The 26,526-nt window shown below is 73.3% G+C and carries 30 protein-coding genes; 10 read left to right on the forward strand and 20 right to left on the reverse strand.

Annotation, left to right across the window (positions count from 1 at the left end; all coding sequences use genetic code 11):
• Nucleotides 1-157 precede the first annotated feature (157 nt).
• The 4 genes from AB0P03_RS26830 to AB0P03_RS26845 all read left to right on the forward strand — a co-directional run bounded on the left by AB0P03_RS26830 (nt 158) and on the right by AB0P03_RS26845 (nt 5,152).
• A complete protein-coding gene (locus AB0P03_RS26830) occupies nt 158-2,293 on the forward strand; it encodes a serine/threonine-protein kinase (RefSeq protein WP_363582729.1) in 2,136 nt (711 codons plus the stop codon).
• A 718-nt stretch (nt 2,294-3,011) separates the two neighbouring features.
• Complete coding sequence (locus AB0P03_RS26835; RefSeq protein ID WP_363582725.1) at nt 3,012-3,923, forward strand: 2-dehydropantoate 2-reductase; 912 nt, start codon at nt 3,012-3,014, stop codon at nt 3,921-3,923.
• Nucleotides 3,924-4,109: 186 nt separating this feature from the next.
• A complete protein-coding gene (locus AB0P03_RS26840) occupies nt 4,110-4,511 on the forward strand; it encodes a hypothetical protein (RefSeq protein ID WP_363582723.1) in 402 nt (133 codons plus the stop codon).
• Nucleotides 4,512-4,654: 143 nt separating this feature from the next.
• Nucleotides 4,655-5,152 (forward strand): transcriptional regulator, encoded by a 498-nt coding sequence (locus AB0P03_RS26845; RefSeq protein WP_363631288.1) that lies wholly within the window; start codon nt 4,655-4,657, stop codon nt 5,150-5,152.
• A 33-nt stretch (nt 5,153-5,185) separates the two neighbouring features.
• On the opposite strand, the gene AB0P03_RS26850 is transcribed toward AB0P03_RS26845, so the two are convergent.
• The 8 genes from AB0P03_RS26850 to AB0P03_RS26885 form a co-directional block, all read right to left on the reverse strand.
• Nucleotides 5,186-5,449, reverse strand: coding sequence for a hypothetical protein (locus AB0P03_RS26850; protein WP_363631290.1), 264 nt, complete (start codon nt 5,447-5,449; stop codon nt 5,186-5,188).
• 109 nt (nt 5,450-5,558) lie between these two features.
• Nucleotides 5,559-6,731, reverse strand: coding sequence for a methyltransferase domain-containing protein (locus AB0P03_RS26855; RefSeq protein WP_363631291.1), 1,173 nt, complete (start codon nt 6,729-6,731; stop codon nt 5,559-5,561).
• A gap of 3 nt (nt 6,732-6,734) precedes the next feature.
• Complete coding sequence (locus AB0P03_RS26860) at nt 6,735-6,893, reverse strand: hypothetical protein (protein WP_363631293.1); 159 nt, start codon at nt 6,891-6,893, stop codon at nt 6,735-6,737.
• 151 nt (nt 6,894-7,044) lie between these two features.
• Entirely contained in the window at nt 7,045-7,227 is a 183-nt protein-coding gene (locus AB0P03_RS26865) for a hypothetical protein (RefSeq protein ID WP_363631294.1), read from the reverse strand.
• Complete coding sequence (locus AB0P03_RS26870; protein WP_363631296.1) at nt 7,224-7,607, reverse strand: hypothetical protein; 384 nt, start codon at nt 7,605-7,607, stop codon at nt 7,224-7,226. Before AB0P03_RS26870 ends, AB0P03_RS26865 begins: the two co-directional genes overlap by 4 nt.
• 211 nt (nt 7,608-7,818) lie before the next feature.
• Entirely contained in the window at nt 7,819-8,019 is a 201-nt protein-coding gene (locus tag AB0P03_RS26875; RefSeq protein WP_363631297.1) for a hypothetical protein, read from the reverse strand.
• Between the two features lie 41 nt (nt 8,020-8,060).
• The gene (locus AB0P03_RS26880) at nt 8,061-8,234 is read right to left on the reverse strand and encodes a hypothetical protein (protein ID WP_363631299.1); all 174 of its coding nucleotides are present in this window, start codon (nt 8,232-8,234) and stop codon (nt 8,061-8,063) included.
• A 22-nt stretch (nt 8,235-8,256) separates the two neighbouring features.
• Nucleotides 8,257-8,475, reverse strand: coding sequence for a hypothetical protein (locus tag AB0P03_RS26885; protein ID WP_363631301.1), 219 nt, complete (start codon nt 8,473-8,475; stop codon nt 8,257-8,259).
• Nucleotides 8,476-8,521: 46 nt separating this feature from the next.
• Between AB0P03_RS26885 and AB0P03_RS26890 the strand changes: the two genes are divergently transcribed.
• The 3 genes from AB0P03_RS26890 (at nt 8,522) to AB0P03_RS26900 (ending at nt 10,964) form a co-directional block, all read left to right on the forward strand.
• Nucleotides 8,522-8,761 carry a hypothetical protein gene (locus AB0P03_RS26890; protein ID WP_363631302.1) on the forward strand — a complete coding sequence of 80 codons (240 nt, stop codon included), beginning with the start codon at nt 8,522-8,524 and terminating at the stop codon, nt 8,759-8,761.
• Between the two features lie 518 nt (nt 8,762-9,279).
• Nucleotides 9,280-10,410: a hypothetical protein gene (locus AB0P03_RS26895; protein ID WP_363631304.1), complete on the forward strand. Its 1,131-nt coding sequence runs from the start codon at nt 9,280-9,282 to the stop codon at nt 10,408-10,410.
• An 11-nt stretch (nt 10,411-10,421) separates the two neighbouring features.
• Entirely contained in the window at nt 10,422-10,964 is a 543-nt protein-coding gene (locus AB0P03_RS26900) for a GNAT family N-acetyltransferase (RefSeq protein WP_363631306.1), read from the forward strand.
• Here AB0P03_RS26900 and AB0P03_RS26905 read toward each other — a convergent pair.
• The 3 genes from AB0P03_RS26905 to AB0P03_RS26915 all read right to left on the reverse strand — a co-directional run bounded on the left by AB0P03_RS26905 (nt 10,934) and on the right by AB0P03_RS26915 (nt 13,262).
• Nucleotides 10,934-12,475: a hypothetical protein gene (locus AB0P03_RS26905; RefSeq protein WP_363631308.1), complete on the reverse strand. Its 1,542-nt coding sequence runs from the start codon at nt 12,473-12,475 to the stop codon at nt 10,934-10,936. The genes AB0P03_RS26900 and AB0P03_RS26905 overlap by 31 nt on opposite strands.
• Nucleotides 12,472-12,609, reverse strand: a complete 138-nt coding sequence (locus AB0P03_RS26910) for a hypothetical protein (RefSeq protein ID WP_363631309.1) — start codon at nt 12,607-12,609, stop codon at nt 12,472-12,474. Before AB0P03_RS26910 ends, AB0P03_RS26905 begins: the two co-directional genes overlap by 4 nt.
• Before the next feature lie 119 nt (nt 12,610-12,728).
• On the reverse strand, nt 12,729-13,262 hold the full coding sequence (locus AB0P03_RS26915) for a hypothetical protein (protein WP_363631311.1): 534 nt from the start codon (nt 13,260-13,262) through the stop codon (nt 12,729-12,731).
• A 272-nt stretch (nt 13,263-13,534) separates the two neighbouring features.
• Between AB0P03_RS26915 and AB0P03_RS26920 the strand changes: the two genes are divergently transcribed.
• A complete protein-coding gene (locus AB0P03_RS26920) occupies nt 13,535-14,710 on the forward strand; it encodes a S1 family peptidase (protein WP_363631313.1) in 1,176 nt (391 codons plus the stop codon).
• 86 nt (nt 14,711-14,796) lie between these two features.
• On the opposite strand, the gene AB0P03_RS26925 is transcribed toward AB0P03_RS26920, so the two are convergent.
• The 4 genes from AB0P03_RS26925 to AB0P03_RS26940 all read right to left on the reverse strand — a co-directional run bounded on the left by AB0P03_RS26925 (nt 14,797) and on the right by AB0P03_RS26940 (nt 18,994).
• Complete coding sequence (locus AB0P03_RS26925; RefSeq protein WP_363582691.1) at nt 14,797-16,005, reverse strand: ROK family transcriptional regulator; 1,209 nt, start codon at nt 16,003-16,005, stop codon at nt 14,797-14,799.
• Between the two features lie 254 nt (nt 16,006-16,259).
• A complete protein-coding gene (locus AB0P03_RS26930; protein WP_363631314.1) occupies nt 16,260-17,111 on the reverse strand; it encodes an SDR family NAD(P)-dependent oxidoreductase in 852 nt (283 codons plus the stop codon).
• A gap of 124 nt (nt 17,112-17,235) precedes the next feature.
• Nucleotides 17,236-18,348 (reverse strand): aminotransferase class I/II-fold pyridoxal phosphate-dependent enzyme, encoded by a 1,113-nt coding sequence (locus AB0P03_RS26935; RefSeq protein ID WP_363582777.1) that lies wholly within the window; start codon nt 18,346-18,348, stop codon nt 17,236-17,238.
• Nucleotides 18,349-18,616: 268 nt separating this feature from the next.
• Entirely contained in the window at nt 18,617-18,994 is a 378-nt protein-coding gene (locus AB0P03_RS26940; protein ID WP_363582687.1) for a hypothetical protein, read from the reverse strand.
• Nucleotides 18,995-19,462: 468 nt separating this feature from the next.
• Here AB0P03_RS26940 and AB0P03_RS26945 point away from each other — a divergent pair, with 468 nt between their 5' ends.
• Nucleotides 19,463-20,974 (forward strand): LCP family protein, encoded by a 1,512-nt coding sequence (locus tag AB0P03_RS26945; RefSeq protein WP_363631371.1) that lies wholly within the window; start codon nt 19,463-19,465, stop codon nt 20,972-20,974.
• Nucleotides 20,975-21,090: 116 nt separating this feature from the next.
• On the opposite strand, the gene AB0P03_RS26950 is transcribed toward AB0P03_RS26945, so the two are convergent.
• The 4 genes from AB0P03_RS26950 to AB0P03_RS26965 all read right to left on the reverse strand — a co-directional run bounded on the left by AB0P03_RS26950 (nt 21,091) and on the right by AB0P03_RS26965 (nt 24,065).
• Nucleotides 21,091-21,750, reverse strand: a complete 660-nt coding sequence (locus AB0P03_RS26950; RefSeq protein ID WP_363582685.1) for a zinc ribbon domain-containing protein — start codon at nt 21,748-21,750, stop codon at nt 21,091-21,093.
• A gap of 258 nt (nt 21,751-22,008) precedes the next feature.
• On the reverse strand, nt 22,009-22,257 hold the full coding sequence (locus AB0P03_RS26955; RefSeq protein ID WP_363631316.1) for a hypothetical protein: 249 nt from the start codon (nt 22,255-22,257) through the stop codon (nt 22,009-22,011).
• Nucleotides 22,258-22,395: 138 nt separating this feature from the next.
• Nucleotides 22,396-23,400, reverse strand: coding sequence for a signal peptidase I (gene lepB / locus AB0P03_RS26960; protein ID WP_363631318.1), 1,005 nt, complete (start codon nt 23,398-23,400; stop codon nt 22,396-22,398).
• 68 nt (nt 23,401-23,468) lie between these two features.
• Nucleotides 23,469-24,065, reverse strand: coding sequence for a helix-turn-helix transcriptional regulator (locus AB0P03_RS26965; RefSeq protein ID WP_063350727.1), 597 nt, complete (start codon nt 24,063-24,065; stop codon nt 23,469-23,471).
• Between the two features lie 95 nt (nt 24,066-24,160).
• Between AB0P03_RS26965 and AB0P03_RS26970 the strand changes: the two genes are divergently transcribed.
• Nucleotides 24,161-24,517 (forward strand): hypothetical protein, encoded by a 357-nt coding sequence (locus tag AB0P03_RS26970; RefSeq protein ID WP_363631319.1) that lies wholly within the window; start codon nt 24,161-24,163, stop codon nt 24,515-24,517.
• Between the two features lie 126 nt (nt 24,518-24,643).
• On the opposite strand, the gene AB0P03_RS26975 is transcribed toward AB0P03_RS26970, so the two are convergent.
• Nucleotides 24,644-26,251: a hypothetical protein gene (locus tag AB0P03_RS26975; protein WP_363631321.1), complete on the reverse strand. Its 1,608-nt coding sequence runs from the start codon at nt 26,249-26,251 to the stop codon at nt 24,644-24,646.
• Nucleotides 26,252-26,526 lie beyond the last annotated feature (275 nt).

Below are 26,526 nucleotides of genomic sequence, written 5' to 3' on the forward strand. Positions count from 1 at the left end.
CCCCTCAAACGCTCCCAACACCGCAACTGGCCGCAACCAGAACCGGCGACAGTCACCATCACCCAGCCAGGAGCAACCTAAAGTCACCGGCATTGGTACTAGGCTGGCTCCCGTTTGACCGGGGGACGGGGGACGGGTGTCTGAGGACGGGGGTCACGTGACCTTGCTGGAGAACGATCCGCGCGAGATCGGCGGGTACCGGCTGGAGGGCCGGATCGGCGCGGGCGGGATGGGCGTCGTGTACCGCGCGCGGTCGCTGTCCGGGCGGCAGGTGGCACTCAAGGTGATCCGCCCCGAGCTCGCCGGGGACGAAGAGTTCCGGGCCCGGTTCCGACACGAGGTCGAGGCCGCCCGCCGGGTGAGCGGGGCGTTCACCGCACCCGTCGTCGACGCGGACCCCGACGCCCCGTCGCCTTGGCTGGCCACCCTGTACGTCCCGGGCCCTTCGCTGGCCGAACGGGTCGCCCGGCAGGGCCCGTTGAGCCCGCCGGAGGTACGGCGGCTGGCGACGGGCCTCGCGGAGGCGCTGCGGGACATCCATCGCGCCGGGCTGGTGCACCGGGACCTCAAGCCCGGCAACGTCCTGCTCGCGGAGGACGGCCCCCGCGTGATCGACTTCGGCATCGCCCGCGCCCTGGACGGCACCCAGCTCACCAGCACCGGCGTCGCCGTCGGCACACCGCCGTTCATGGCGCCGGAGCAGTTCCGGCGCGGCGACACCAGCCCGGCCACCGACGTGTTCGCGCTCGGTTCGGTGCTGGCCTTCGCGGGCACCGGGCGCGGTCCGTTCGGCGCGGACTCCTCGCACGCGGTGGGCTTCCGGGTCGTCTACGAGGAGCCGGACCTCGCCGGGCTGGCGGCGGAGCTGCTCCCCATGGTCGCGGCCTGCCTCGCCAAGGAGCCGACCCGACGGCCCACCCTGGAGACGTTGCTGACGTGGTCCGTCGCGGGCGTGGAGCCTCCCCCGGCCGCGCCCGACACCCGGCCCGCGACCGTGTGGGAGCGGCCCGCCGTGCCGCCCGTACCGACCGAGCCGGACGTCCGCTCGGCACCCCTCGCACCCGCCCTCCCCCCGCCCGCCGGGCCCGCCGTCATACCGGCGCCGACCGACCCCGTCGTCCCCAGGCCACGCCGCCGGACGGCCGCGCTCGTCGTCGCGGTCGCCGTCGCGCTGGCCGCGGCCGGCGGCGCGGCCGTCCTGCTGCGGCAGCAGGAGAAGGACAGCGGCGGTGCCGGTGCCCTGCCCCCGGCCGCCTCGGCTCCGTCCACTCCCGGTCAGACAGGCCGGTCCGGCCCGCCCGACTGCCCCTCGGCCCGCGCCGTCGTGGGCGGAGACGGGCCGTTGAAGACCGTCATGAGCCGTTGGACGGCCGACTACCACCAGGCGTGCCCCACCGCGAACGTGGCCACCGCCGACCTGGGCGGCACCGCCGACCAGCAGTTCGTCGCCGGCCAGGTCGACGCCGTCACCCTCGACGACGCGCCCCTGGGCGACGAGGGTGACGGCCTCGGCAAGCGGTGCACGGCCGCCCGGCCCGCCCAACTCCCGCTCGCCGCCCTGCCGATCGCGGTCGTCTACAACGTCCCCGGGCTCGACTCGCTGGTACTGGACGCCCCGACGGTGGCCCGGATCTTCAACGGCCAGATCACCAGCTGGCGGGATCCCGCGATCGCGACGCTCAACCCCGGCCGGGTGCTGCCCGACTCGGCCATCACCGCGGTCCACCCGTCGGCCGAATCGCCGATCACGCTCGGCTTCACCCGCTACCTCGCCAAGGCCGCGTCCGCCGCCTGGCCGTACCCGACGGCCGCCCGCTCCTGGCCCGCCCAGGCGACGGGCGGTCTGGCGGTCGGCGATCTCGGCGCCGTCCGCCAGACGGTGACCGGCAAGTCCGGCGCGATCGCCTTCCTCCCGCTCAAGGACGCCGACGGGCTGCGGACCGCAAAACTGTCCGCCGGCTCCGGCCCGGTGGCCGCCACCACCGAGGCCGCCACCGCCGCCCTGGTCGGCGCCAAGGTCACCGGCACGGGCGCCGGCCTGACGGTCGACGTCGACTACGCGAACCCCGGCTCCGGCGCGTACCCGCTCGTCCAGGTCGGCTACGCGGTGTTCTGCGACACCAACGCACCGGACAACCGCGGCAACCGCCCGACCCAGGCACTGGCCGGTCTGCTCTCCCACGCGGTGAGCGCCGCCGGCCAGCCGGCCGCGACGCAGCTGGGCTACGCCGCACTGCCGCCCGCCCTCGCCCGTCAGGTCACCGACGCGCTGAACGGTCTGACGGCCGGCTGACCGGCACGGTGGGCGCTGGGCCCGCCGCCCCCTCCCGCCCGGCGAGTCGGTGCCGCCGCTCACCGACCGCGACGCCCGACGGCAGGACGCGGTTCGGGCCACCGCCTCGGTACGCCCGCGAGCTGAGCCTCGCCCGCCCCCGGGCCCCGCGCCGCCCATCCGACGAGGGATCATGAACGGGTGACCATCGACCTGCTGCCCGGCCACGGCGTCCGCCTGCCCGCGCCGCTGCCCGGACTGCGCTTCGGCCTCACCGAGGCGACGGTCCGCCGCCTGCTGGCCCCGCACCACGAGGCGCTCCCGGGCGGTGTGCGCCCCATCTTCGTCTGCGGCTCCAGCTGGGCGCTGCACTTCACCCTGCCCGGGGTCGGCGTCACCCTCTGCTCGGGCTCGGGCGAGCGCCTCCGGGCCGTCTTCCTCTCGCGCCGCCCGGTGGAACCGCTGGAGGGTGCGGCCGCCTGCCCGGTCGGCCTCCACGGCGTCGACGTCTTCGGCCGGCCGGCCCACGAGGTGGTCGAGGCGCTGCGCGCCGGGGGCCTGCCCGTCCCCGATCCCGCCCACGGCAACGTCCGGTACGACACGCTGCGCCTCAGCCGAAACACCCCCGTGCGCTGGACCCCGGCGGGCGGAAGCCGCGCCACGAACCGCCGTTCACCTTCGGCCTCGTCTCCCTCTCCTCCCCGGAAGCCCACCCCTCACCCCTTCACCAGGAGTCGACATGACCACCACCCCCGCGTCCACCTCCGCGACCACCCCCTTGACCATCGCCGTCCTCGGGCCGGGCGGCGTCGGCGGCCTGATCGGCGGACTGCTCGCGCGCGCCGGGCACCGGGTGATCTGCCTGGCCGGCGAGGAGACCACCGCCGTCCTCAACCGGGACGGACTGCACGTCCGCAGCGGGCAGTTCGGCGAGTTCACCGCCCGGGTCGAAGCCGCCACCGAACTGCGCGAGCCGGTCGACGCCGCGTTCGTGACCGTCAAGGAGACGGCGCTGGCCGACGCACTCGACCGGATGCCGCCGCAGGCCCTCGGCTCCGCCGTCGTGGTGCCGCTGCTCAACGGACTCGACCACGTCGCGGCGCTGCGCGAGCGCTACCCGGCCGGGCAGGTCGCGGCCGGCACGATCCGGGTCGAGGCCACTCGGACCGCGCCCGGGCGGATCGAGCACACCAGCCCCTTCACCGTGCTCGAACTGGCCGGAACGGCAGCGGACTTGGCCGAGCAGCTGCGGCGCACCGGCCTCGATGTCACGCTTCGCGAGGACGAGACCGCGATGCTCTGGAGCAAGCTCTCCTTCCTCGCCCCGTTCGCGCTGCTCACCACCCGCCACCGCAGCGAGGTCGGCGTCGTACGCACCGAGCACCGGTCCGAACTGCTCACCGTCCTCGACGAGATCGCGGCCGTCTCCGGCGCGGCGGGCGCCCCGGCGGACGCACAGGCACTGCTCGCCGCCTTCGACCGGGTGCCCGGGTCGATGAAGTCCTCGATGCAGCGCGACGTGGAGGCAGGCCGTCCGATCGAACTGGACGCCATCGGCGGCGCCGTCCTGCGGGCCGCCGCCGCACACGGGGTCGACACCCCGACCCTCGCCGGACTGGTGCGCGACCTCTCCGGACCGGCCAACCGGTAGCAGTCCCGGCCGACTTCACGTCATGGGCAGCACCCCTGACGTGAAGTCGGCGAAGTCGAGTCCGGAATCTGATGTTCCATCAACTCCCTTTCCTGGCCGACAGTAAAGGTTCACCCATGATTCACCCGATCGGGCGGAACCACGAGCGGGCGATCAGGCGTTGTTGCCGGCGGGAGGGATACAGACATGACAAGGAAACCGTACCGACTGGCCGCCGCCGCACTCGCGCTGCTCGCCACCGCTCCACTGCTCAGCGCATGCAAGGACGTCGACCAGGCACTCGACTGCGGCAAACAGGCCGTCAGCATCACCGGCGACATCCAGGACCTCGCCTCATCGGCCATCAACGTCGGCCAACTCACCGACCAGGATCGCCGCAAACACACCTCCGACGCCCTGAAGAAGGTCGGCGACGACATCAAGAAGCTCCGCGACCACAACAGCGGGGACAAGCTCGACAAGGCCACCGACAAGCTGAACAAGGCCGTCTCCAGCGCCCAGGACAACGTCTCCAAGGGCAAGATGCCCGACATCGGGGCGATCACCGACGCCGCCGGCGACGTGACCAGCGCCTGCGCCGGGTCCTGAGCCACCGACCGCACCGCCCGCTCCCGGCCCCGCACCCGCGGGGCCGGGAGCAACCCGGGGCCCGCCCCGGCCTGTCGCCACCGACCGGGCCCCGCCAGGCGGTAGGAATGGCACCGGGACCGAACCGCACCACGGAGGCACCGGTGAACCACCCGATCCTCGACCAGATCCGCGACCTGCGCGCCGAGTTGGCGCCCGGCGACGCCGCCCCGGCACTCGTCACGGCGCTCGCCGACGGCATGGCGCCCCGCCCGGCCCTGGCCGAACTCGCCGCCCAGCAGCACCGGATCATCGCCTCCGACCGGCGCAGCCTGCTGCTGCTCGCCACCCGCAGCGCCGACCTTCCGGTGAGCGCCTGGTTCGCCACCCTCGCCGAGGGCGAGAGCGCCGCGCTGCACACCCTGCCCGGCCTCGCCGCCGCCTGCGGCCTCGGCCCGGACGAACTCGCCGCCCGGCCACCACTGGCCGGCTGCCAGGCCTACCCGGCCTACCTCGCCTGGCTCGCACTGAACGGCGAGCCCGCCGCCGCGGCCGCCCCGCTGGTCGCCAACTTCGCGGCCTGGAGTAAGTATACAGACGTAGACTTAACCCCTGGCCTGCGGAAACACGCACAGCTCACCAGCTACGCGCTCGTCGCGTGAGCTTGGAGGCTCCGGTTTGAGCGGGGCGCCCAATCAGGGCATCGTCTTCCGCCCTGGCATGCTGATAGGCATCCACGGCCAGGGGGCGGGGCGCAGACCGGTTGCTTCCTCAAGCGGCTGGACGCGGTACCCGGCCTTGATCATCTGGGCCTGGAGCCAGTTGGAATCGCACCCGTAAACCGTCGCGAGCCTTCTGACGCCGACGCCGGAGGCGTACCGGAGGGCGATGGCCGGCAGCGCGGCGATCACGAGTGCCCTGAGCATGGCCTGCCGGTCTTGTTCGGTGGTGGCCCACATGGCTACTCCTGAGGAGGGTGGAGAGTCCTCCGCCCTGCGGCAGCGGGGGCAGCCGCAGGGCGGGGGTGGGCCCGCCGCTGGGGGTTGAGGGCGGCGGGGGTGCGAGGTGTCAGTCCCGAGTGGGGACGGGGTTGTCGGGGCTGTCCAACCACACGGTGTGGCCGTCGGGGGTGACGGTGAGGCCGAAGCGGTCGAAGCCGGGGCGGCCCTGGTCGTCCCACCAGCGGTAGGCGGCCTCCACCTCGTCCCACAGGTTGCGGGGGCCGGACTGGACGACCTCGTAGGCGGTGCGGCCCGGTTCCCAGTCGGCGGTGGCCCACGAGGTGACGGCCGTGTCGTGCAGCCACAGCGTGTACGTGCCGTCGTCGTACCGCTCGGTGAGCGGGAACGCTTCGGGCACTTGCACGCCGACGGCGAACATGGCCAGCCAGTCGCCCAACTCCTGCGGTGACAGGTCGGTCTGGGACTTCGCTCCGTCGGCCGGCCACGGCCCGGACAGGTACTCCAGGCTGCTCGGGCGAGGCGTTCGCTGCTGGCGCAGGCGCATGAACGCCGAGGACCCGACGAAGTGGCCGCTGGCCGTCCCGTCGTCGCCGACGGTGAGCCGTACCACGGCTTCCCCGCCGTACTGGGGCCCCCACGGGGCGACGATCACCCCGCCGGGCCCGGTCTGGGATACCCAGGCGTGTGGGATCCGTCCGACGGAACAGGTGGCGATGACGCGATCGAACGGCGCGCCGTCCGGATGGCCATCGGCTCCGTCGCCGACCACGGACGTCGGGAAGTACCCGGCCCGCGCGAGGCGGCGTTGGGCGGCGGCGGCGTTGGCCTCGTCCACCTCGATGGTGACGACGCTGCCGGACCCGAGGCGCTGGGACAGCAGGGCGGAGTTCCATCCGGTGCCGGTGCCGATCTCCATCACCCGGTTCCCGTCCTCCACGTTGAGCGCGGAGAGCATGGAGAACACCATCGTGGGCATGGAGTTGGACGACGTGGGCATGGTTCCCCGTTCGTCGCCCTCGTGGGTTCCGTCGTCCCACTGCGTGGTGAGCGGGACGTCGGAGTAGACCGCGTGCCACCACCGCGCCGGGTCGGTGTAGCGGTGGACGGCCTGGCCCTGGCAGACCCCGTCGGCCTGGCCCGGCCAGATGGTGTCGGGGATGAACTGGTGGCGGGGCACGGCGTTGTACGGTCCCAGCCAGTCCGAGGTGAGAGACCCGTTGTCGATGAGCGCGGAGGCCAGCCGGGTCCGACCGGCCTCCGCTTCGTGCTTGGCGCTCACTGGCTACTTGCCGCCCGCCGGGCGCTGGCCGTCACTGCTGTTGCCGCCCTCGTCCGAGCCGCCGCCGTGCTTGTTGCCGCTGTTGCTGTCGTCCTGCTGGCCGCCCCCGGTGCCGGGGCCGGAGCCGCCGCCGTGCTTGCCGCTGTCGCCAAAGCTGGGCATACAGGTGTTCCCTTCTCGGTCGGTCAGGCCGGGGACTGATGCCCCCTGGCCCGTCGTGCGTCTTACTGGCCCGTCCCGGCCGTTCTTCCCCAGGGTGGCCGGGACGGGGGTCCGTGGGTGCTACTTGGGGTTCGACGGCTGTTCGGCGTGGCTAGCGCTGGTCGTAGATCCCGACGTCCAGGCCGAAGCGTCCGCGTCGCCGGATCTCGATCGTGCGGTGGGGCAGCACGCGTACCCACCACAGGCAGCCCGGCTCCCGTTCCTCCCTGTCGAAGTCGAGACCACCGACGACCAGCAGGACCATGGCGGCGAGGATCAGGACGTACCCCATCACGAGATCACCGTGCCGGGCTCGACTTTCGGACCGATCGTCCACGGCACCCGCGCCAGGTGTTCGTAGGACCGGTGCTCCGGGTCCTCCTTGACGTGGACGAACGGCCAGCTCTGGGCGAGGTTGAACGACTGCAACTCGGGGCCCTCGGCCCCGCACACGGTGCCGTCCTCGTCCTCCGCACGGCACCGGAACTGGTGCAGGGCCGGCGGCATGTCGGGCTCGTCGGCAGCCTGGCTCAGCGTCCAGTCCGTGAACCGGAAGACCGTGCGCAGTCGGGGGGCCGGGGCGGCCTCGCGCGGGGTGGGCAGGTCGGCCGCGTCCTGCCTCGCCGGGGGACAGGACGTGTGCGCGAGCGGCGGGCCCGCAGAGGTGTCAGCCATGGTGTTCCTCACTCGAAGATCCAGTGCCACGTGGCGTGGCGGTGCTACAACTCCCGTGTGCGCTCCCGAAGGAGGCGCATGCTGTCCGACTCGGCAGGCACAAGGGCTGCCGACTTTTCGGACTCGTCGGCTGCCTCGGGTAGGGCAGGCAGGTCGGCCACCGCCTGTCCGTCGTCCTCGGCGTTCTCCTCCGGGCGGCTCGACACGGGACCTACGCCGGGCGCTTGTCGAGCGCGGCCCGCAGCGCGGCACGGCGGTGGGGCGTCCGGGCGCGGCTGATGCAGTCGCTACAGATCAGGTGGCAGGTGCTACGGGGGTCACCGGGGGCCTGGAGCGAGGTGCCCGCGCAGACCAGCGTCTCCCGGGAGCAGGCCCAGCAGGTCCCCTCGCGGTAGCCGTCGGGCCGGTCCACGACGCGCCCCTCGCCCGGAGGCCAGGAGGGCGGCAGCGTGTTCAATCCGCGGCCTCCAAGTCCACCAGCAGGACCATCTCCGGGTAGGGGTCGCTGGAGCTGTCCCGGTTCACCCAGGCGTGGTTGGCGAGCCTGCTCGGGGTCTCCGCGACGGTGCCCGTCCATCCGTCTTTGCGGTGCCGGACCGGGTCGCCCTGGATCACACTGACTTTCACAGTTGCGCCTCTCCATCGGTGCTCATGCGGCGTTCCTGCGGGCGACGCAGGCGGGGCAGGTGCACCAGGACCGCACGGCGGCGATCTGAAGCTCGCCAGCCCCGGACAGGGGGCGGCTGGCGGCGTTGGCCGTCCTGTAGTCGTCCAGCGGGCTCCAGCCGGGGGGAAGTCGGTTCGACTCACTCTTGCTCCGACCCACGTCGACCTCGCGGTACTCACGCTTGGGGTTGCGTCTCGCCATCGGTCTGTCCTCCTTCGCCGTGGCGGTGGGGGGTTACTTTGCGTTCATGTCCGCCGAGCCGTTCATCAACGACGACGACCACGACGCCTGCTGGATCTGTCCAAGCCTTCGGCTCCCCGCTGGGGCGTTCGACGTGCTCGAACGCCCCAGCGGGGAGTACCCGTTCAACCCGGCCGACGGCTTCCGGTACAACCGGGAGGGAGTCCCGGCCTGCGTGCACGGAGACCGCATCGGGCTGCCTCCTGGCCGGTACGCGAGTGCCGGCCAGGAGCTACCCGAGGGCTAGACGGTGATGGCGTGCTACTCGTCGCCGCCGTTCTCGTTGTCGTTCCCGTGCTGGTTGCCGCTGTCGTCACCGTGGTTGTTGTTGCCGTCGCTCATCAAGGCGTCCCTTCTGAGTAGCTGCCGAAGACCGGCAGCGTCGGTGTGTGATCGAGCTGCCGCAGGGTTCATGAGGCCCCAATGTCCTCACTTCGCCTGTCGGCCGCTGACATTCAGTCAACCGTCGGTCACACAACTTCGGATAGGACGTTCCAGCGTGGTCGTCTTCACGGCCCCCGGACATTTCTGAGGGTTGACGGCGGGGTGCCGGGGGGTAGCGTCGCCTCACCGGACCGAGGAGCCCCTATGGCAGCCGCCCGCCCGAACCAAGTCCTTCGGGGTCTCATGCTCACGAACACGTTGTCCGCGAGTGACCTGGCGCGAGCCGTTAACGCCGCTGAGGAGCGGCGTTTCGGTCAGCCGGGGAGTGCAACGGACCGACACGTGCGGCGGTGGCTCTCTGGCGAGACGGGACTACCGCAGATGCACTACCTTGTGGCACTCACGGATGTTTTCGACCTGCCTGCGGATCAGCTCGGGTTCACTCTTTCGGGTGCGAGGGCCCGCCAGCTTGCGGCCGTCCAGCCCCGATCTACGCTGCTGGGAGAGACGCCCGCCGAGCCTCAGGAGAATCACGTGCTCCGTCGTCAGTTCATGATCGCCGCCACTGGGAACCTCATCGGTTTTGCATTCGCACCTCTGCCGACCTCGGGGCGCATAGGGATGGCCGATGTCGAGCGCATCCGGGGGAGCATCGACGAACTCCATGCCGTGGACGACGCCTACGGGGGTGAGCAGCTCGCCGACATCGCCGAAGAGGCCGTCAAACAGATCGAGGACGCCATGGGCCGGTGCGTCTACGGGCCCCGAGTGGAAGCAGCGCTCTACCAGGTGATCGGCGAGCTACATGCCAGCGCGGGATGGTTCGCCTTCGACACTGGCGACCAGAGCCGCGCGGGCCAGAATTTTGACTCTGGGTTGCGCGCCTCCCTGTTGGCCGGCGACCGCATGCTCCAGGCCCGCATCTGGGCCTACATGTCCCGCCAGAGCTGGGAGCTTGGCCGGGCGACGGAGACCATCACCATCGCCCGAGCGGCCCTGGATGCCACGCGTAACAGCCGCAACCACCGCCTCAGCGCCCTGCTGCATGGCCGGCTCGCCCTCGGTTACGCGGCTTCCGGAGAGAGCACCCGGTGCGCAGGCGCTCTCGCACGGGCCGAGACTTCGCTGGACAGGGCCACCGGCACGACGCCGCCAGCGTGGCTGGCCTTTGTCGGCCCGGGTGAGCTACTTGGCGCTGCGGCCATGGCACACATGGACCTGGGTCAGGCCGACAAGGCGGCCGACCAGGAGGAGCAGGGCATGCGGTTGTTGGACCCTGCCTTCAGGCGTAACAGGTTCGCGAAGAGCGTGCACCTTGCCGAGTGCTACCTTGCCGCTGACGAACCGGAGCGGGCGATCGACATGGCGGATGGGGCCCTCGCCCTCTATCCCTCAGTGAACTGCCCCCGTTGGGCCACGCGTCTCGGCAAGTTCCGAGGAAAGGTGGCCGACCTCGGTCTACCGACGACGAAGTCCTTCGTGGAACGCTACGACGTCCTGATCACCTTGTGAGGAGCACCCGCGTGGCCGCCACCCTGACCGTCAGCTACTACACCGCCGACGACTTGCCCGTCATCGAGGGGCAACTGATCGAGGTGTACGCCGAGGTGTACGCGGAGGAGGCAGCCTCTGATCCGTTCTTCCGTGTCGAACGCTTCACCGAACGCCTTCACCGCCATGCTGCCGGGCCGCGCTGGGGCTGCGCGCTAGGAGAGGTCGATGGCTCGGTGGTCGGGTACGCCTACGGTTTTGGACGCACGGCGGCGTACCGGTGGGGCGGACTGATCACTCCGGTGCCAGCCGACCTGCTGGAGGAGACCGATAACAGGACTTTTGCCTTGTGCGAGGTGATGGTCCGTAAGGAGTGGCGTGGCACGGGCGTTGCACGCACCTTGCACGAGGAACTGCTGTCGCACAGGCCGGAGGATCGCTCCCACCTCTTGGTCGAGGAGGACCACCCGAAGGTCCGAGCACTCTACGAACGATGGGGCTACACCTGGATGGGCACGATGCAGCCCTACCCAGACTCGCCCCGCTATGACTCCATGCTTCGCCCGATCATGTGACACAGAGAAGGGGCGGATTCCCCCTGTTCGAGCATGGTCACGTCCTTCCGTTCGGGTGAGAGAGGGTGGGCCCTGGCCCCACCCGATACTTCTCCTCTTCCTCCGGCGGCGGGAGCGGGACGGCGATGGACAGCTCGATGGCCGCGACCCGGCGGGTGAGGTAGCCCCGTCGGCCGGCGGCGGCTGCCACCCACGCCCCGGATGCGTCCTTGGGCATCCAGACGCCTCCGTGCTTCTCCACGGTGCCGATCTGTTCGCCGAGGCCCCGTACGACCCGGTAGTGGCCTCTGCGGCCCTCGTAGTCGAGTTCGAAGCACCGCGGATTCCATCGGCCCTCGGCCAGGACGTTGTCGGGGTGAATGCTCAGGGGTGGTGCCTTCCGTTCGGGTGGGTGGGGGTGGGGCCTGGTGCCATCGGCCGGCGGGGGTGTCGACGGCCCGTTGGGTGGGCGAGGCGGGGGTGGGCTCAGGTGTCCGCTCCCCGATCTCGACGCCGTCGGCGAGCAGCTGCCGGACGGCAGCGTCGGCCTGGTGCTCGTAGGGGTGGCGGGAGATGAAGTAGCCGTTCTCCCGGATCTTGTACATCTCCGCCGCGAAGTCAGTGGTGTTGAGGGTGGCGTCCAGGCGGCGGTCGTGGCCGGCCCCGGTGACGCTCCAGCGGCCGGCGGCCACCGCGGACCACGTGAGGCCGATGTCTGCTCCGGTGCGGGACCGCTGGGCGCGCTCGCGCTCGGCCTGCTCGTCGGCGCGGCGCTGGCGTTCGGCGGCGCGCTCGGCCTGGTGCTGCTGCTCTGCCTCCTCGCGACGCCGCAGGAACTCGGCGCGGCTCTGGGCGGCCTGGCGTTCCAGCTCCGCGAGGCGCTGGCGGGCGGCTTCCCGGCGGCGGGCGGCTTCGTGGCCGCCGGGCAGCGGGGGTAGGGCCTGGGGTTCGTGGCGGGCTGGCCAGGGCTCGGCGAGGTCGGTGCGGTGGTGCCGCCAGATGGTGAGCATGGCGCGGCCGTCCGCTGTGGCGACGACGTCGCCGTTCTCCTCCTGCTGGAGGAAGCCGGCGGCGATGACCAGCTCGACCACCTTCCGCCGTACCCGGCGGCCCTTGGCGTCGAGCCGGGCCCCGGCGGGGACGAGGCGGTAGCCGGTGCCGTCCCACCACACGCCGCCTTCGCTGGGGTGCAGGCTGGCCGCCGCGACGAGGCTGTACACCCTGCTGGTCCACCCGGACTGCTCGCGGGCCTCCCGGGTGCGCTCGGCGGCGACGACCCGGCGGAAGTCGGCTTCGTGGTCGTCGGCATGGAGGCGGGCGGCGTGGCGGGCGTCGTCGCGGTGGGCGTGGGTGTCGCCGGCCTGGGCGGGGCGCCCGGCGTACCGGTCACCGCACTGAAGGCACCAGACCACCCACCACTGCACCCGGTCGGTTCCGGCGGGCCCGACGCCGACCGGGCAGGGGTTACGCAGACCCCACCCCAGGGCGCTGCCGCCTCCGGGTATCCAGGGGGCGCGGGTGGGGGTGGTCACTGGGGTACTTCTTCGCCCAGCCAGCTCCCGCGCTCGAACAGCAGGCCGCCGACGCCCTCGGGCCGGATCCGCTGGACGGGCCGACCCTGGCCGTGGCCCGCGAGTACGGCCGACTGCTCCAGGCGTACGAGCACCTGTTCTGGGACACTCTCGGACAGCTCGACTAGGGTCCGGGGTCTCCCGGGTCACGCCGACGGGCCGACCGGGCGCGGGGGGGCCGAGGCGTTCATCCCCCGCACCCGATCGGCCTCGCTCAGGCCTGCCAGTGCGGCTTGCCGCTGACCATCCGGCAGTAGATCATTCCCCCGTTGGCGTCATGGGTGCTCTTGCCGAGATCGGCGTTGCGGCAGAACTGCCCGGCCGCGTAGCAGTTCCCCGCGTTCGAGCGGAGCTCGCACTCCGCACCGCCGGCCGCCGCGGTGTGCTGCGGCTCCGGGGCGGTCGGCGGCTGGGCCGTGGTGGTCTTCGGCTGCGGCGCCTTCGGGGTGGGCGACGGCGCGTGGGTGCTGGGGGCCGCCGCTGCGGGGGCGGTCGGCGTGCTCGGCGCGGGGTCCGACGCCGACGGCGGCGTGCCGGCCGGGGACGCGGCGGGCGGCGCCGCAGGCGGTGCGGCCGGCGGGGTCGACTGGGTGGTGGCGCCCGCCGGGGCGGTCACCGGGGGCGAGGCCTTGGCTCCGCCGTCGGCGGCCGACGGGTCGCAACCGGTCAGCGCCAGACCGACGGTGAGGACGAGTCCGGCGAAGCCGGCCAGGCCGGCGCACCGACGCCCGCGTATGCGTGAAGGCATGGGTGGAGAACGCTCCGTTCCGTTTGGATGAGGTGTGCGATTCAAGCAGAGCTCGCACACGATCCGCGCACGGATCTCCCACTCGTTGGCAGATCGAGATCTGCCGGCTACCGAGCGTCGCCGCCCTCCGGTCCGCCGTCACGCTGTGCCGAACCGCCGACCGCCCCAACAGGGGTATAGCGCCGGAGCGCAGGGGAATTCGGCATGTTCCTGACATGGCCAGCGGATCGCTACCGTTCCGGCAACCCCCACGCCGAACGAGGAGATCCCCCATGCTCCGCATCCGTGTGCTCGCGGTCGCCACCGCGCTCGCGGGCGTCGCCCTGACCGCCGCCCCCGCCGTCAGCGCGCCCGCTGACGACCCGTCCACAGTCGCCGCCCTCGCTTCCCCCGCGGCCCGGACCGCCCCGGCCCCGTCCGCGCTGCTCCCCGCGCTCCAGCGCGACCTCGGACTCTCCCCGCAAGCCGCCGCCGACCGGCTGGCCGGGGAGAGCCGGGCCGCCCGGGTTCGGACCGCGCTCGCCGCCGCCCTGGGCTCCCGCTGGGCCGGGGCCTGGGTCGAGGGGCCGGACGCCGCCCTGGTGGTCGCCACCACGGACGCCTCCGTCGCCCGGACGATCACCGCGCACGGCGGCCGGGCCACCGTCGTCCGCAACGCCCTGGCCGCCCTCGACCGGGCGAAGGCCGCGCTCGACCGGGCGGCCCGGGCCGCCACACCCACCGCCACGCCGTTCTGGTCCGTGGACGTCCGCACCAACGCCGTCGTGGTCCGGTCCTCCGACGCCGCCCGGACCGAGGACTTCCTGCGTCGCTCCGGGGTGGACCGCGCGCTGGTCCGGGTCGAGCGGGCCACCGCCACGCCCCGGCCGCTGGCCGACCTGCACGGCGGCGACGCGTACTACATCGACAACGCCGCCCGGTGTTCGATCGGATTCCCCGTCACCCAGAACGGCCGGCCCGGCTTCGTCAGCGCCGGCCACTGCGGGCAGCCCGGTTCCAACGCGACGGCCTCCGACGGCAGTTCGATCGGCACCTTCCAGGGCTCGACCTTCCCCGGCAACGACTACTCCTGGGTGCAGGCCGGCCCGGGCTGGACGGCGCAGCCGCAGGTGAACGACTACGCGGGCGGCGCGGTGACGGTCGCCGGCTCGACCGAGCAGCCCGTCGGGTCCTCGGTCTGCCGCTCCGGCTCCACGACGGGCTGGCACTGCGGCACCGTCGAGGAGGTCAACGCCACCGTCACCTACCAGGAGGGCAGCGTCTACGGCGTCACCCGCACCAGCGTGTGCGCCGAACCCGGCGACTCGGGCGGGTCGTTCATCTCCGGCAACCAGGCGCAGGGCGTCACCTCCGGCGGCTCCGGCGACTGCACCTCGGGCGGCGAGACCTACTTCCAGCCCGTCAACCCGATCCTGAGCGCCTACGGCCTCACCCTGGCCACCGGCTGAGCGGCTGACCGGCTGAGCAGCCGCGCACCCGGGCGAGCCATCGGCCGAACCGCCCACCGAGCCACGGGCCGCCGTGAGGACAGGACCTAAGGCAGCCCCGCCGTCCGGCGCTCGAACACCTCGGGGCGCGCGGTCTCCAGGGCGGTGGCGACCGCGCCGAGGAGGACCGCCTCCTCCCCCAGCAGGCTCGGCGCGAGCGTCGGACGCATCGGGGCGATCCGGTGCAGGGCCTGCTCCAGCGGTTCCAGGAGCAGGTCCGCGCTGTTGCCTATGCCGCCGCCGAGGACCACCAGGTCCGGGTCCAGTACGGCGGACAACACGGCGACGGCGTAGGCGAGTTGGCCGGCCTCATGGCCTACGGCCCGGACCGCCGCCGGGTCGCCGGCCCGGGCCCGTTCGAAGACCTGCTTGGCCGTGGGCGCGCCGCCCAGCCCGAGGTCCTGGGCGGTGCGCACCACGGCGTCCGCGGCGGCCTCCTGCTCGATGGTCGCCGGAGGCTCACCGGGGCGGGCGGGCAGCGGCACCAGACCGATCTCGCCCAGCGCGCCGTGTGCGCCGAGCAGCAGTTCGCCGTCCTTGACCACGCCGACGCCCAGGCCGGTGCCGACCAGCAGGTAGGCGAACATCCGGCTGCCCCGGCCGGCGCCGAGGGTGTACTCGCCGAGCGCGGCCAGGTTGGCGTCGTTGGCGACGGTGACGGCCACGCCCAGGCCCTCCCCGATCCGGTCGAACAGACCGGGCCGGCCCCAGCCGGGCAGGCTGGTGGCGTAGCGCACGCCGCGCCGCTGCTCGTCCCACACGCCCGGGGTGCCGATCACCGCGTGCACGATGTCGTCGGCGGCCAGGCCCGCCTCGTCGATGGCCTCGTGGGCGGCGGCGACCACGGCGTCGGCGACGGCGTTCGCCGAGCGGCCCCGGTTGGCCACGTCGCGGCGGGCGACGACCGTCCCGGCGAGGTCCGCGACGGCGACCCGCAGCCTGGCCCGCCCGATGTCCACGCCGAGCACGTGCCCGGCGGCCGGGTCGACCTCGTACAGCACCGCGGTGCGGCCGCGCTCGGGGGCCAGCCGACCGGCCTCGCGGACCAGCCCGGCCTGCTCCAGGGCGGCCAGGGCGGCGGACACGGTGGGCTTGGACAGGCCGGTGTCCCGGGCGAGTTGGGCGCGCGAGGAGCCGCCGCCGGTGCGCAGCAGTTCGAGCAGCAGCCATTCGTTGTTGCTGCGCAGCCGCTGCCGGTTCCACGGCACTGCCGGGGCCCCGGCCGCCGGGCGGTGGGTCGGCAGGTGGCTGCTCATCGGTTCCTCCGGTCTGGGCGGGAAGGCTGGCGGGCGGGCTGCGCCGGGTGGTGCCGGCACGGCCCGCGGCGTCCGGTGTCGGGTGCCGCCGCCCAAGTATGACCGGTGATCATTCCGTTCCCACCCCGGCTGCCGGCCCCGCGCCGCCCCGAGCCGCCCCCAGCGCGATCCTCGGGCCCGTCAGGACCACCAGGCCCGTCGGACCTGTCGGACCTGTCGGGCCCGTCGGGCGTGTCAGACCCGGGCCGGACTCGTCAGACCACCCAGCCGCCCGTCATCCGCCGCACCGCCGAGCCGTCCAGGTCGGCCAGCTTGGTGCCGGCGAAGGCCCGGGCCGCCTCGGAGGTCTGCACCCGCAGCGGCGGCCGCTCGGCGGTGAGGGCCGCGACGATCGGGGCGGCCGCCTGCTCCGGGGTCTGGGCCTGGGCGAAGGCCTTCTGCGTGCGGTCGACATAGGCCCGCAGGGCGGGGGCGTACGGGCCGGCCGCGGCGGTCAGCGCGGGGAGGTCGATGGCCTGGTTGCCGATGAACTCGCTGGCGACGGCGCCCGGTTCGACGACGGTGACGTGCACGCCGACGGTGGCGGCGACCGGCGCCAGCGACTCCATGAAGCCCTCGACGGCGAACTTGGCGGCGCAGTACGCCTCGTTGAAGGGCTGTCCGACCACACCACCGACGCTGGTCACGGTGACGACCCGGCCGCCGGAGGCCCGCAGGTGCGGCAGTGCGGCCCGGGTGACCTCGACCACACCGAAGAAGTTCACCTCCATGGCGGCCCGCACCGGCGCCGTCCCGTCCTGCTCGATCGTGCCGACGTGGCCGGCGCCCGCGTTGTTGACCACCGCGTCGAGCCGGCCGTGCCGGGCGAGGACGGCCTCCAGGCAGGCGGTAACGGAGGCCGGATCGGTGACGTCCAGCTGCTCGACCTCGATCCGCCCGTCGACGCCCGCCTCGGCGGCGGCGCGCCACAGGGCCTCGGCCCGTCCGGTGTCGCGCATGGTGGCGACGACGCCGTACCCGGCGCGGGCGGCGGCCACGGCGGCGGCGAGGCCGATCCCGGAGGAGGTGCCGGTGATGAGGACGATCGGGGCGGCGTCGGTGTCCATGGAAGTCTCTCCTCGGATCTCCCCGGCTTCTCCGGGGAAAAGTGTGTGCGTGCGCACGCACCATACATTTAGGTGCACGCGCACGCAACCGGTCGACAGCCCGGCGGCGCCGGTCGGGCGGCCGTCACACCTTCGCCAGCGCACCCTCCACGTCCGCCCACAGGTCCTCGGGGTGCTCGATGCCCACCGACACCCGCACCGTCCCCGGGCCGATCCCGGCGGCGGCCAACTCGGCGTCGTCGAGCTGGCGGTGGGAGGTGCTGGCCGGGTGGAGCACGAGGGTGTGCACGCCGCCGAGGGAGGGGGCGAGGGCGGCCAGGCGGACGGACTCGGTGAAGGTGCGAGCCGCCTCGCGGCCGCCGACGAGGTCGAAGGCCAGGACGCCGCCGTGGCCGTCGGGCAGGAGCCGGCGGGCGAGGTCGTGGTCGGGGTGCCCGGGCAGGCCCGGGTAGTGGACGGCCCCGACCGCGGGGTGGGCGGCGAGGCGACCGGCCAGGTCGAGGGCGCTCTCACAGTGCCGGCGGACCCGCAGGGCGAGGGTCTGGAGGCCGCGCAGGGTCAGCCAGGCGGCGAACGGGTCGACGGCGGCGCCGAGTTCGATGGCGTAGTGCCAGACCTTGCGGTGCAGTTCGGCGTCCGCGAGAACGGCGACGCCGGCCAGGACGTCCGAGTGGCCGCCGAGGTACTTGGTGGCCGAGTGGATGACGACGTCCGCGCCGTACTCGATCGGCCGGCAGAGCAGCGGCGTCGCGAAGGTGTTGTCCACGACGCTGACCACCCCGGCCCGCTTGGCGACGCCGATCAGCCCGGGCAGGTCGGTGACCCTGGTGGTGGGGTTGGAGATGGTCTCCAGGTGCAGCAGCCGGGTGGTGGGCCGCAGGGCCGCCTCGACCTCGGCCGGGTCGTCGCCCCCGACGTGGGTGACCTCCACCCCCCAGCGCTCGGCGAGGTCGGCGAGCACGGCGAAGGTACCGCCGTACAGGCTTCGCTGGGCGATCACGTGGTCGCCGGAGCGCAGCAGGGCGAGCAGGACGGTGTTGATCGCGCCCATGCCGGAGGCGGTGGCGATCGCACCGGCGCCGCCTTCGAGGTCGGCCACCGCCGTCTCCAGCGAGCGGACGGTCGGGTTGCCGTAGCGGTTGTAGAAGAAGGCCCCGCCCGGGCCGCTGAAGGCCTGGGTGAGCGCGTCGCTGGTGTCGAAGGCGAAGAGGTGGCTCTGGTGCAGTGGCACGCCCATCGGGCGGCTGCCGGTGATGTCCGCGAGAGGCGGGTGGACGATCCGGCTCTCGGGGCGCAGCGCGCCGGGGGCCCAGTGTCCGTCCGGAGCCCGGTGTCCGTCGGGGGTCTGCTGTCCGCCAGAAGCCTGCTGTCCGTCGGGGGCCCGGTGGCCGAGGTAGTCGCTCATGCCGCCCATCGTCGGGCCGGTCGCACGCCGCGCCCAGGGCCAATCGCGCCCGGGTGGCCCGCCCCGGTGCCGCTGCGGCGCCGGGGCGGGCCACCGCGGCTCACTTGCGGCGGCCGAAGATCCGCTTCGCGGCGTAGACGATGCCGACGATCAGCAGCACGAAGAACAGGATGATCAGGATGACCACGACGATCAGGAACTTGCCGAGCTTGGCGAAGAAGCCCGACTTCTTCTTCTCGTCCTTGGCCGCGAGGTGGGCGGCCGGCGCGGTCTGACCGCTCCGGGTGCTGACGGAGACGGCCGGGCCCGCCGCCGGGGCGGCCGGGCCGGAGCCGGTGACGGAAACGGTGGTGGCGGCGGCCGCGACGGGCCGGGGTGCGGCCGTCGCCGTCGCGCTCGACGCCGCGGCGGTGAGGCCGACGGCGGCCAGCAGTGCCACCAGGGCGCCGGCTATCGAACATGCGATCCGGTGAGTCATCGTGCTCCTCGTACGGGTTCTGAGCAGCGCGGAGGAGCCTGGCCGACCGGATCCGCTGGTCTGACCAGGTGGTTTTCTCATCTGCGCCTAGTATGCTCCACTGAGTTTCTACAGCGGTGTAAAAGTTTAGCGACGGGCCTGCCCGGATCGGCTCCGGCCCCGGTCACGCACGCCCGCCGGTTCGACGGGGGTTTCGTGGCAACTGTGGAGGATGACGACGTGTCTGGTCGCAGGGGTTCCCCCGGAGCCGGAAAATCGCCGCGCCGGGCAACCGGCGGCTCGCCGGAGGGCCGCATACCCGACGGCCGCACCGCGGAGGGCCGCCCGGCGGACGGCGGCCAGGCCGGCCGGACCGGTCAGGCACGCAGGACCGGTCAGGCGGGCGGGGCCGGCCAGGCAGGCGGGGCCGGCCAGGCGGGCCGCACGAGCCGGGCGAAGCCGAAGGCCAAGCGCAGCACCAAGGAGAAGGTGCTCTGGGTGACGGCCGGCTGCACCGCCCTCCTCGTCCTCGGCGGCTGCGCCGTCTACTACCGCCTGAACAGCAACCTCACCACCTTCGACGGCGATGCCCTCAGCAAGGACCGGCCGGCCGCCGCGGCCCCGGACGCCCAGGGCCGTACCCCGGTCAACGTCCTGCTGATCGGCTCGGACAGCCGCGGCAACGGCAACAGCGACCTGGGCGGCGGCGGGGACGGCGGCGCCCGCTCGGACACCGCGATCCTGCTGCACGTCTACGCCGACCACAAGCACGCCGTCGGCATCTCCATCCCCCGCGACTCCCTGGTCACCATCCCGCCGTGCAAGCTCCCGAACGGCAAGTGGACCAAGGAGCAGACCAATGTGATGTTCAACAGCGCCTTCTCGGTGGGCGACAGCGACCAGGGCAACCCGGCCTGCACCCAGAACGCCGTCGAGAAGCTCACCAACCTGCGGGTCGACCACACCATCGTGGTGGACTTCAACGGCTTCGCCTCGATGACAAAGGCGGTCGGCGGCGTCGAGGTCTGCCTGCCGAACGACATCCACGAGGGGGATCTCAACCCGAACCTGGGCAAGAAGGGCAAGCTGGTCTTCCCCAAGGGCAAGCAGAAGGTGGAGGGCCAGTCCGCGCTCGACTTCGTCCGAGTGCGGCACGGCATCGGCGACGGCTCCGACATCGGCCGCACCAAGCGTCAGCAGGCCTTCCTCTCCTCGCTCATCAAGGAGGTCAAGTCCCGCGGCATGGACCCGACCACCCTGCTGCCGCTCGCCGACGCCGCGACCAAGTCGCTCACCGTCGACCCCGACCTCGGCTCGGCGGCCAAGCTCCTCTCCTTCGCCATGTCGCTCAAGGACGTCAACCTGCACGACGTCAAGTTCGTGACGGCGCCGTGGCGTTACGAGGGCCCGCGAGTCGCCCTCGTCCACCCCGACGCGGACCAGCTCTGGGCCGCGCTCAAGGCCGACCGCACCCTGGACGGCCAGGACGCCAGCGCCACCGCCGCGGACTCCACCGCGCCGGGTACCCCCGCCGCCGAGGCCACCCCCAGCCCCACCGCCACCACCCCCGTGCCGGACGCCAAGGGCGGCGAGGCCAAGCCCGCCGACGTGAAGGTCGCCGTGCTCAACGGCACCGGCGCGACCGGGCTCGGCGGCAAGGCCGCGGAGGCTGTCAAGGGCGCCGGCTACACCGTGACCAGCGTCGGCAACGCGACCGGCAAGCCGCGCTCCACCACGGTCGTCGAGTACGGCGCGGGCGAGCGCGCCGCGGCCGACGCGGTCGCGAAGCTGTTCCCGGGTGCCACCGTCCAGGCCGGCGGCAAGGGTGTCAGCGTGGTGCTCGGTCACGACTTCGCCGCCGCCAATCCGGCCGGTGCCGCCGACCCGGCCGCCTCCGCGTCGGCCGGCGCCCCGGCCGCTCCGGCCCCGGTGCCCAGCAGCGTCGCCAACGCCGCCCGGTCGGCCGACGACGACCCGTGCGCCAACGTGTCGTACGGCTGACCCGGACGGGACGCACGACGACGGCGGGGCGCCTGCGGATCCCGATCCGGAGGCGCCCCGCCGTCGCGAGGTGCGCGGGGCGTGCTGGGCCTGCGAGGTCTACGAGGCCTGCGGGGTCAGCGCCTGGTGCCGCAGGACGGGCAGAACGCGGCGCCCTCCGGGATGTCCTGGTGGCACTGGCCGCACTGGGTCGGCTGGGCGAGCCGGTGGCCGCAGCCCGGGCAGAACGGCGTGCCGTGCGTCTCCGCCGAGCACTGCGGGCAGACGAGCTGGCGCGGCGTCCGCACGTCGAACTCGGCGCCGGACTGCTGGCCCTGCTGGTAGGAGCGGTCGGACACCATGTCGTTGAGGCCGCGCCGCTGCGCCGCCATCGCCTCGGCCGCCGTGTCCGGGGCGCAGTTGTGGCACAGGCCCTGGCCCGGGTCGAAGCAGCGGCCGCAGACGTAGTGGGTGCAGCGGGCGCAGCGGTTGAAGTGCACCTGGGCGTTGGTGATCGCGCGCTGGAAGGCGGCGTCGCGCGCGTTGCCCCAGGTGTGGCCGGCCAGGCCGTCGGCGGCGTTGCTGATGGTGTTGGCGTTGCCGCCGATGAGGTTCCAGGCGGCGCTGACGCCCTTGCCGATCCAGCCCGCCACCTGACCGGTGGTGAACGCCTCGAACGACGAGCGCCAGGTGTCGGAGCAGCGGTAGCAGGAGAACTCGAACTGGAAGCCCGCGCCGGTGCCGTGCTGCTCGCACAGGTCGCGGTAGTTGCTGCTGAAGTAGATCTCGGAACTCACGTCGTCCCCGGTCGATGAAGTGGCATGTCGGCAGTCCCCGGGCCCCCCAAGGTGCCGACACGGATGGGGCGGGTCACGGGGGCGCTGCACAGAATCGCACATGCCGTCATATTTTGTGAATCTCTTATGGACAACGCCTCGTGATCGCCGCACCGAGGGACGTCCGGGCCCACCGGTCCGGTTCCGATCATGCCGGTACCGATCAGGCCGGTTCCGGTCCGATCGGAACCGGTCTCGTCGAAACCGGCCGACGTCTCTTCAGAGCCCGGCGACCGGCAGCAGCAGGACCCGCGCCGGATCGAACCGCTCCCAGCCCGCCGGCCGCCCGCTGCGACTCACCCGCAACCGGCACCACCGCTGCCCGGCGGAGTCCTGCCACCAGCCGCTGATCCGCCCGGACGCCCAGGCGCCGTCGCCGAGGTCCACCTCGACCGGCTGGTACACCCACTGGACGTCCGGGTCCGCCGGTTCCCCGACGGCCACAGGACTGCGCCGACTCTCCACCACGGTTCCGCCTCCCGACCCGACCCCGGCGCGCGGCCTCCCCGGTCGGGCGGCCACGCGACCAGGCGTGCAGCTCACCCCGGAAACTCTACAGGCGTGTAGAGAAGGACGGGAGGAGTTCCGCCGAAGCCCTCACCCGGCTCAGTGGCGGCTCCGGCGCGCGCTACGGCGGCGGCGCCACAGGGCGAACGGCACGACGGCGGCCAGCCCGAGCGCGTCCGGCGCCGACGGCGCCTGCACCGGCGCGGCCGCGCCCGCCGGCACCTTGCCGAAGGTGTCCGGGACGGGCAGGGTGGACCAGTCCGTGAGCGGCCACGCGACGACGAACGCCCGGCCGATCACGTTCCCCACCGGCACGAAGCCGTCACCGGTCTCGTTGTGGTGCGGGCGGGAGTCCCGCGAGTTGTTGCGGTGGTCGCCCATCACCCAGAGCTTGCCCTTGGGGACGGTGACGGTGCCCACCGGGTCCTGGTCGCAGGGCGCCGAGCCGGGGAACAGGTACGGCTCGTCCAGCGCGACGCCGTTCACCTTCAGCGGGCTTCCCGCCTTGCACTCGACGGTGTCCCCGCCGACCGCGATCACCCGCTTGATCAGGTCCTTCTCGTCCGCCGAAGGCATCAGGCCGACGGTGCTCAGCACCTTCTGGACCGAGCTCATGACCGAGCCGTCCGCGTGCGTCGGCACGCTCTCCAGCCAGCCGCCCGGATCACGGAAGACCACCACCTCGCCACGCTCGGGCTCGGCACCGAACCACGGCGTCAACTTGTCGACCAGCACCCGGTCGCCGATCGCCAGGGTCTGCTCCATCGAACCGGAGGGGATCGAGAAGGCCTGGACGAAGAAGGTCTTGATGCCGAGCGAGAGCAGCAGGGCGATCACCAGCAGAATCGGGAGCTCCTGCCAGAACGGGCGCTTCTTCCGCCCGCTCTTGGCGTCCGGCTCCACACCGCCGGTCCCGTCGGCCCCACCGGTCGGACCGCTGCCGCCGCTGCCGTCGCCGCCGCCGGAACCACCGCCGGCCCGGCCGGATCCGCCGCCGGAGGCCCCGAAGGCCCCCGCCGCGCCCGGGACTTCGGGCGCACCCACCGCACCGCGCTCCCCGGTTCCACCGCTCTCGCCGGACTCCGTGCTCTGCTGGACACTCATCTTCTCGGCCCCTCCCGACGGCCTGGCGGGAGACCGGAACGGAAAACCCCCGCTGTCAGGGAACGAACCTACCGAACGGAGGTTCCCGGGCGCGCCCTGACATGGATCCGCTCACCCTGAGGACCGAACAGACTGAGGAACTCCACCGGCTGCGGCCCGGCGTTGCCGAAGGCGTGCGGGGTCCGGGTGTCGAACTCGGCGGCCTCACCGGCCGTCAGCACCAGGTCGTGCGAACCGAGCACCAGCCGCAGCCGGCCGGACAGGACGTACAGCCACTCGTGGCCCTCGTGCACCTTCAGCTCCAACTCGGGCTCGGTGCCCCGGCCGGGCGGCATGATCTGCTTGAAGGCGTGCAGACCGCCGAGGTGGCGGGTGAGCGGGATGATGGTCTGGCCGTTCCTGGTCACCGGGCGGGGATGGACCCGGGGGTCACCGGTGGCCGGGGCGCCGACCAGTTCGTCCAGCGGCACCCGGTACTCCCGGGCCAGCGGCAGCAGCAGTTCCAGGGTCGGCTTGCGCTGCCCGGACTCCAGCCGGGACAGCGTGCTGAGCGAGATCCCGGTGGCGGCGGCCAGTTTGGCGAGGGTGGTGCCGCGCTCGCGTCGCAGGGCGCGCAGCCGGGGGCCCACTGTGGTGAGGACGTTCTCGAAGTCTTCGTCGGCCATGCCTGCCATTCGCCGGGACGGCAAGGGTGTTTGTCAAACCGGCACACCGGTGCACGGGCGCGCGGGCCCGTCGGCGCGCCCTATGCTGTCCGGCCATGCGCATCCACCTCACCCGGGACAGCGTCGCGGCCGGCGACGACGCCGACGCCCCGCACGCCGCGGCGCTCGCCCTACCCGACGGCCTCGACCTGCCGGAGGCGCTCGCCGCCCTCGGACTCCCCCGGCCGTACCTGCCCCTGATCGGCGGCGGCCGCGCCAGCTGGATCCTGCGCTCCGGCGACGGCACCCCGCTCGCCGTACTCGCCCAGCAGTGGCCGCGCGCCCGGCCGCTCCCGGGCGTCCGGGGCCCGCTCGCCCGTCTGGCCGGGCCGGAGGGCGACGTCCGGCTGCACGCCGAGTACCGGCGCCAGCTGGACCCGGACGCCGAGTACGACCGGCTCGCCGCCGGCTGAGACCGGGGCACCGGAGCCCGCCGGGGCTCCGCCGACGCCCGCCCGGGGCATGACCGGCTGCCCCGCGGCGGGGCCCGGTGGCGGTGTGCGTCGCTACCGGGCCCCGCCGCGGGTCGGTGCCGGCGGCTACCGGTACTCGCGCAGGCGCGGCCGGACACCCAGCGCGGTGAGGGCGAGCGCCGCCGCCAGCGCCCCCGCGGCCAGGGCCGCCGTGCTGGCGTCGAGGTCGTCGTCGGTCGCGGCGACCGCCGAGTCCATCGCCATGGCGTTGACCGCGATGGTGTCCCCGATGGCCGTGCTCAGCTGGTCGAAGTCGTAGTTGGACTGCCCCTGGGAGAGACCGGTGTTGAGCGTCACCGCCTCCTTGAGCCGGCCCTCGTCGCGCAGCGCGCGGATCTTCCGGTCGTCCTGCTGGTACTGCTGGAAGGCGGCCAGCACCCGCTCTGCGGCGTCCTGCTCGCCGGGGAAGGTGATGTTGTGCAGTTCGGTGCCGAGGTAGCCGCCGAAGGGGACGGCCGCGTGGTCGGCGCGGTGCCGGGCGGCGGCGGCCGCCAGTTGGGCGTTGTAGTCGGCGAGGGTGGCGCCGTCCAGGCGGGCGATCGCCTGGGTCTTGTCGAGGAAGCTCTGCTCGTAGGCGGCCGCGCGGGACAAATCGGTGAGGTAGCGGCTCTCGTCGGCGTTCAGGTCGAAGGCGACGGCACGGGCGCGGCTGAGCGCGATCACCGAGTCGTAGGCGTTGCTCTTGGCGGTCACCAGGTGGTCGTCGGCGCGGCTGACCAGGTGCAGGCCGATCGCCAGCACGACGCCGGTGAGCAGCGTGACTGCGGCCAGCGCCGGGTTGACGACGCGGTGGTAGCGCACCGCCAGGACGCGCTGGAGCCCGAGCAGCGCGGCGAGTGCGAGCAGGCCGACCGCGAGCAGCCACCACCAGCCGCTGCCGAGGGCGTCGCGGCGCTCGGTGTAGACCTGCTCGACGGTGGCCTCGTTGGCGGCGGTGACCTGGTCGGCGGCGGGCAGCAGTTGCTGGCGCAGCAGGTCGGTGGCCTGGCGGTAGGCGTCCAGGGCGGCGGGCGAGGGCTGGCCGGCCGGGGCCTTGGCCTGCTCCTCCAGCAGCTGGGCGCGGGCCACCAGGGCCTCGTAGCTGCCGAGCCGGCCGAGCACCTGCTGGACGGCGCTCTGGCCGGCCGGGTCGGCGGCGGCGGCCTGGGCGGCCTGCTGGAGGTCGCCGTCGGCCTGCGCACGGCGCTGCTCGTAGGTGTCGAGGGTCTGCTTGCGCAGCGCCGTGTAGTCGGGGTCGGCGCCGACCAGCAGCAGGTTGGCGGCCTGGGCGTCCATGTCGCTGAGCGCGAAGTAGAGGTCGGCGGCGCGGGTGGCCTGCGGGGCGGCCCGGTGGCCGATGGTGTCGGTGCCGTCGCGGGCCCCGCCGAGGACGGTGGTGGCGGCCGCGCCGAGGCCTATCAGGGCGGCCAGGCTGAGCGTAGTGAGGCCTCGGACCAGGCGCGGAGTGGTCCAGTAGGCGCGGCCGCCGACCGTCCGTGCGCCGTGCCGGAGCCGGGCCAGGGCGCTCGGGGCGGCCGTTGTCCGAGTCGCTGTCCGGGCCGATGTCCGGGCCGTTGTTGTGGCCGTTGTCCTGGCCGTTGGTCCGGCTGGGGCCGGTTCCCCCGCCGGACCGGTTTCCGTCCCCGGGGCCGCCTCCCCCGTGGTGGCCGTCGTGCCCGCTGCCGAGGTGGTCATGGCCGCACGTTCCTCTCCCCCGCTGCACGGTCCGCCGGGGTTTCCTGCTGAAACCGGAGCAGAACCGTTTCTCTCCGCCGGGCGACGCTAGTGCCGCGCCACCTGCGGGAAGCCGCCCCCTGACGGCTCCTTGACGCCGCCGGGCGCCGTTCTTGACGCATCCTTAGCGACCGTCCCCGGCGCCCGGCGGTGTCCGCCGGTTCGCGGTGGTTCTCGGCGGTGGTGAGTGGTGAGTGGTGAGTGGTGATGGGTGGTGGCGATGGGCGGTGGCGATG

Origin of the sequence: Kitasatospora sp. NPDC088779 (assembly GCF_040685395.1) — a bacterium.
In the GTDB taxonomy this organism is placed as follows: Bacteria; Actinomycetota; Actinomycetes; order Streptomycetales; family Streptomycetaceae; genus Kitasatospora.

Bases quoted from the DNA above. Each gene is read 5' to 3' on its own strand.
- AB0P03_RS26835 (WP_363582725.1), top strand. From the start codon at position 3,012: ATGACCACCACCCCCGCGTCCACCTCCGCGACCACCCCCTTGACCATC.
- AB0P03_RS26840 (WP_363582723.1), top strand. From the start codon at position 4,110: ATGACAAGGAAACCGTACCGACTGGCCGCCGCCGCACTCGCGCTGCTC.
- AB0P03_RS26850 (WP_363631290.1), bottom strand. From the start codon at position 5,449: ATGTGGGCCACCACCGAACAAGACCGGCAGGCCATGCTCAGGGCACTC.
- AB0P03_RS26860 (WP_363631293.1), bottom strand. From the start codon at position 6,893: ATGCCCAGCTTTGGCGACAGCGGCAAGCACGGCGGCGGCTCCGGCCCC.
- AB0P03_RS26870 (WP_363631296.1), bottom strand. From the start codon at position 7,607: ATGGCTGACACCTCTGCGGGCCCGCCGCTCGCGCACACGTCCTGTCCC.
- AB0P03_RS26885 (WP_363631301.1), bottom strand. From the start codon at position 8,475: ATGGCGAGACGCAACCCCAAGCGTGAGTACCGCGAGGTCGACGTGGGT.
- AB0P03_RS26890 (WP_363631302.1), top strand. From the start codon at position 8,522: ATGTCCGCCGAGCCGTTCATCAACGACGACGACCACGACGCCTGCTGG.
- AB0P03_RS26895 (WP_363631304.1), top strand. From the start codon at position 9,280: ATGCACTACCTTGTGGCACTCACGGATGTTTTCGACCTGCCTGCGGAT.
- AB0P03_RS26915 (WP_363631311.1), bottom strand. From the start codon at position 13,262: ATGCCTTCACGCATACGCGGGCGTCGGTGCGCCGGCCTGGCCGGCTTC.
- AB0P03_RS26920 (WP_363631313.1), top strand. From the start codon at position 13,535: ATGCTCCGCATCCGTGTGCTCGCGGTCGCCACCGCGCTCGCGGGCGTC.
- AB0P03_RS26925 (WP_363582691.1), bottom strand. From the start codon at position 16,005: ATGAGCAGCCACCTGCCGACCCACCGCCCGGCGGCCGGGGCCCCGGCA.
- AB0P03_RS26930 (WP_363631314.1), bottom strand. From the start codon at position 17,111: ATGGACACCGACGCCGCCCCGATCGTCCTCATCACCGGCACCTCCTCC.
- AB0P03_RS26935 (WP_363582777.1), bottom strand. From the start codon at position 18,348: ATGGGCGTGCCACTGCACCAGAGCCACCTCTTCGCCTTCGACACCAGC.
- AB0P03_RS26940 (WP_363582687.1), bottom strand. From the start codon at position 18,994: ATGACTCACCGGATCGCATGTTCGATAGCCGGCGCCCTGGTGGCACTG.
- lepB (WP_363631318.1), bottom strand. From the start codon at position 23,400: ATGAGTGTCCAGCAGAGCACGGAGTCCGGCGAGAGCGGTGGAACCGGG.
- AB0P03_RS26965 (WP_063350727.1), bottom strand. From the start codon at position 24,065: ATGGCCGACGAAGACTTCGAGAACGTCCTCACCACAGTGGGCCCCCGG.
- AB0P03_RS26970 (WP_363631319.1), top strand. From the start codon at position 24,161: ATGCGCATCCACCTCACCCGGGACAGCGTCGCGGCCGGCGACGACGCC.
- AB0P03_RS26975 (WP_363631321.1), bottom strand. From the start codon at position 26,251: ATGACCACCTCGGCAGCGGGCACGACGGCCACCACGGGGGAGGCGGCC.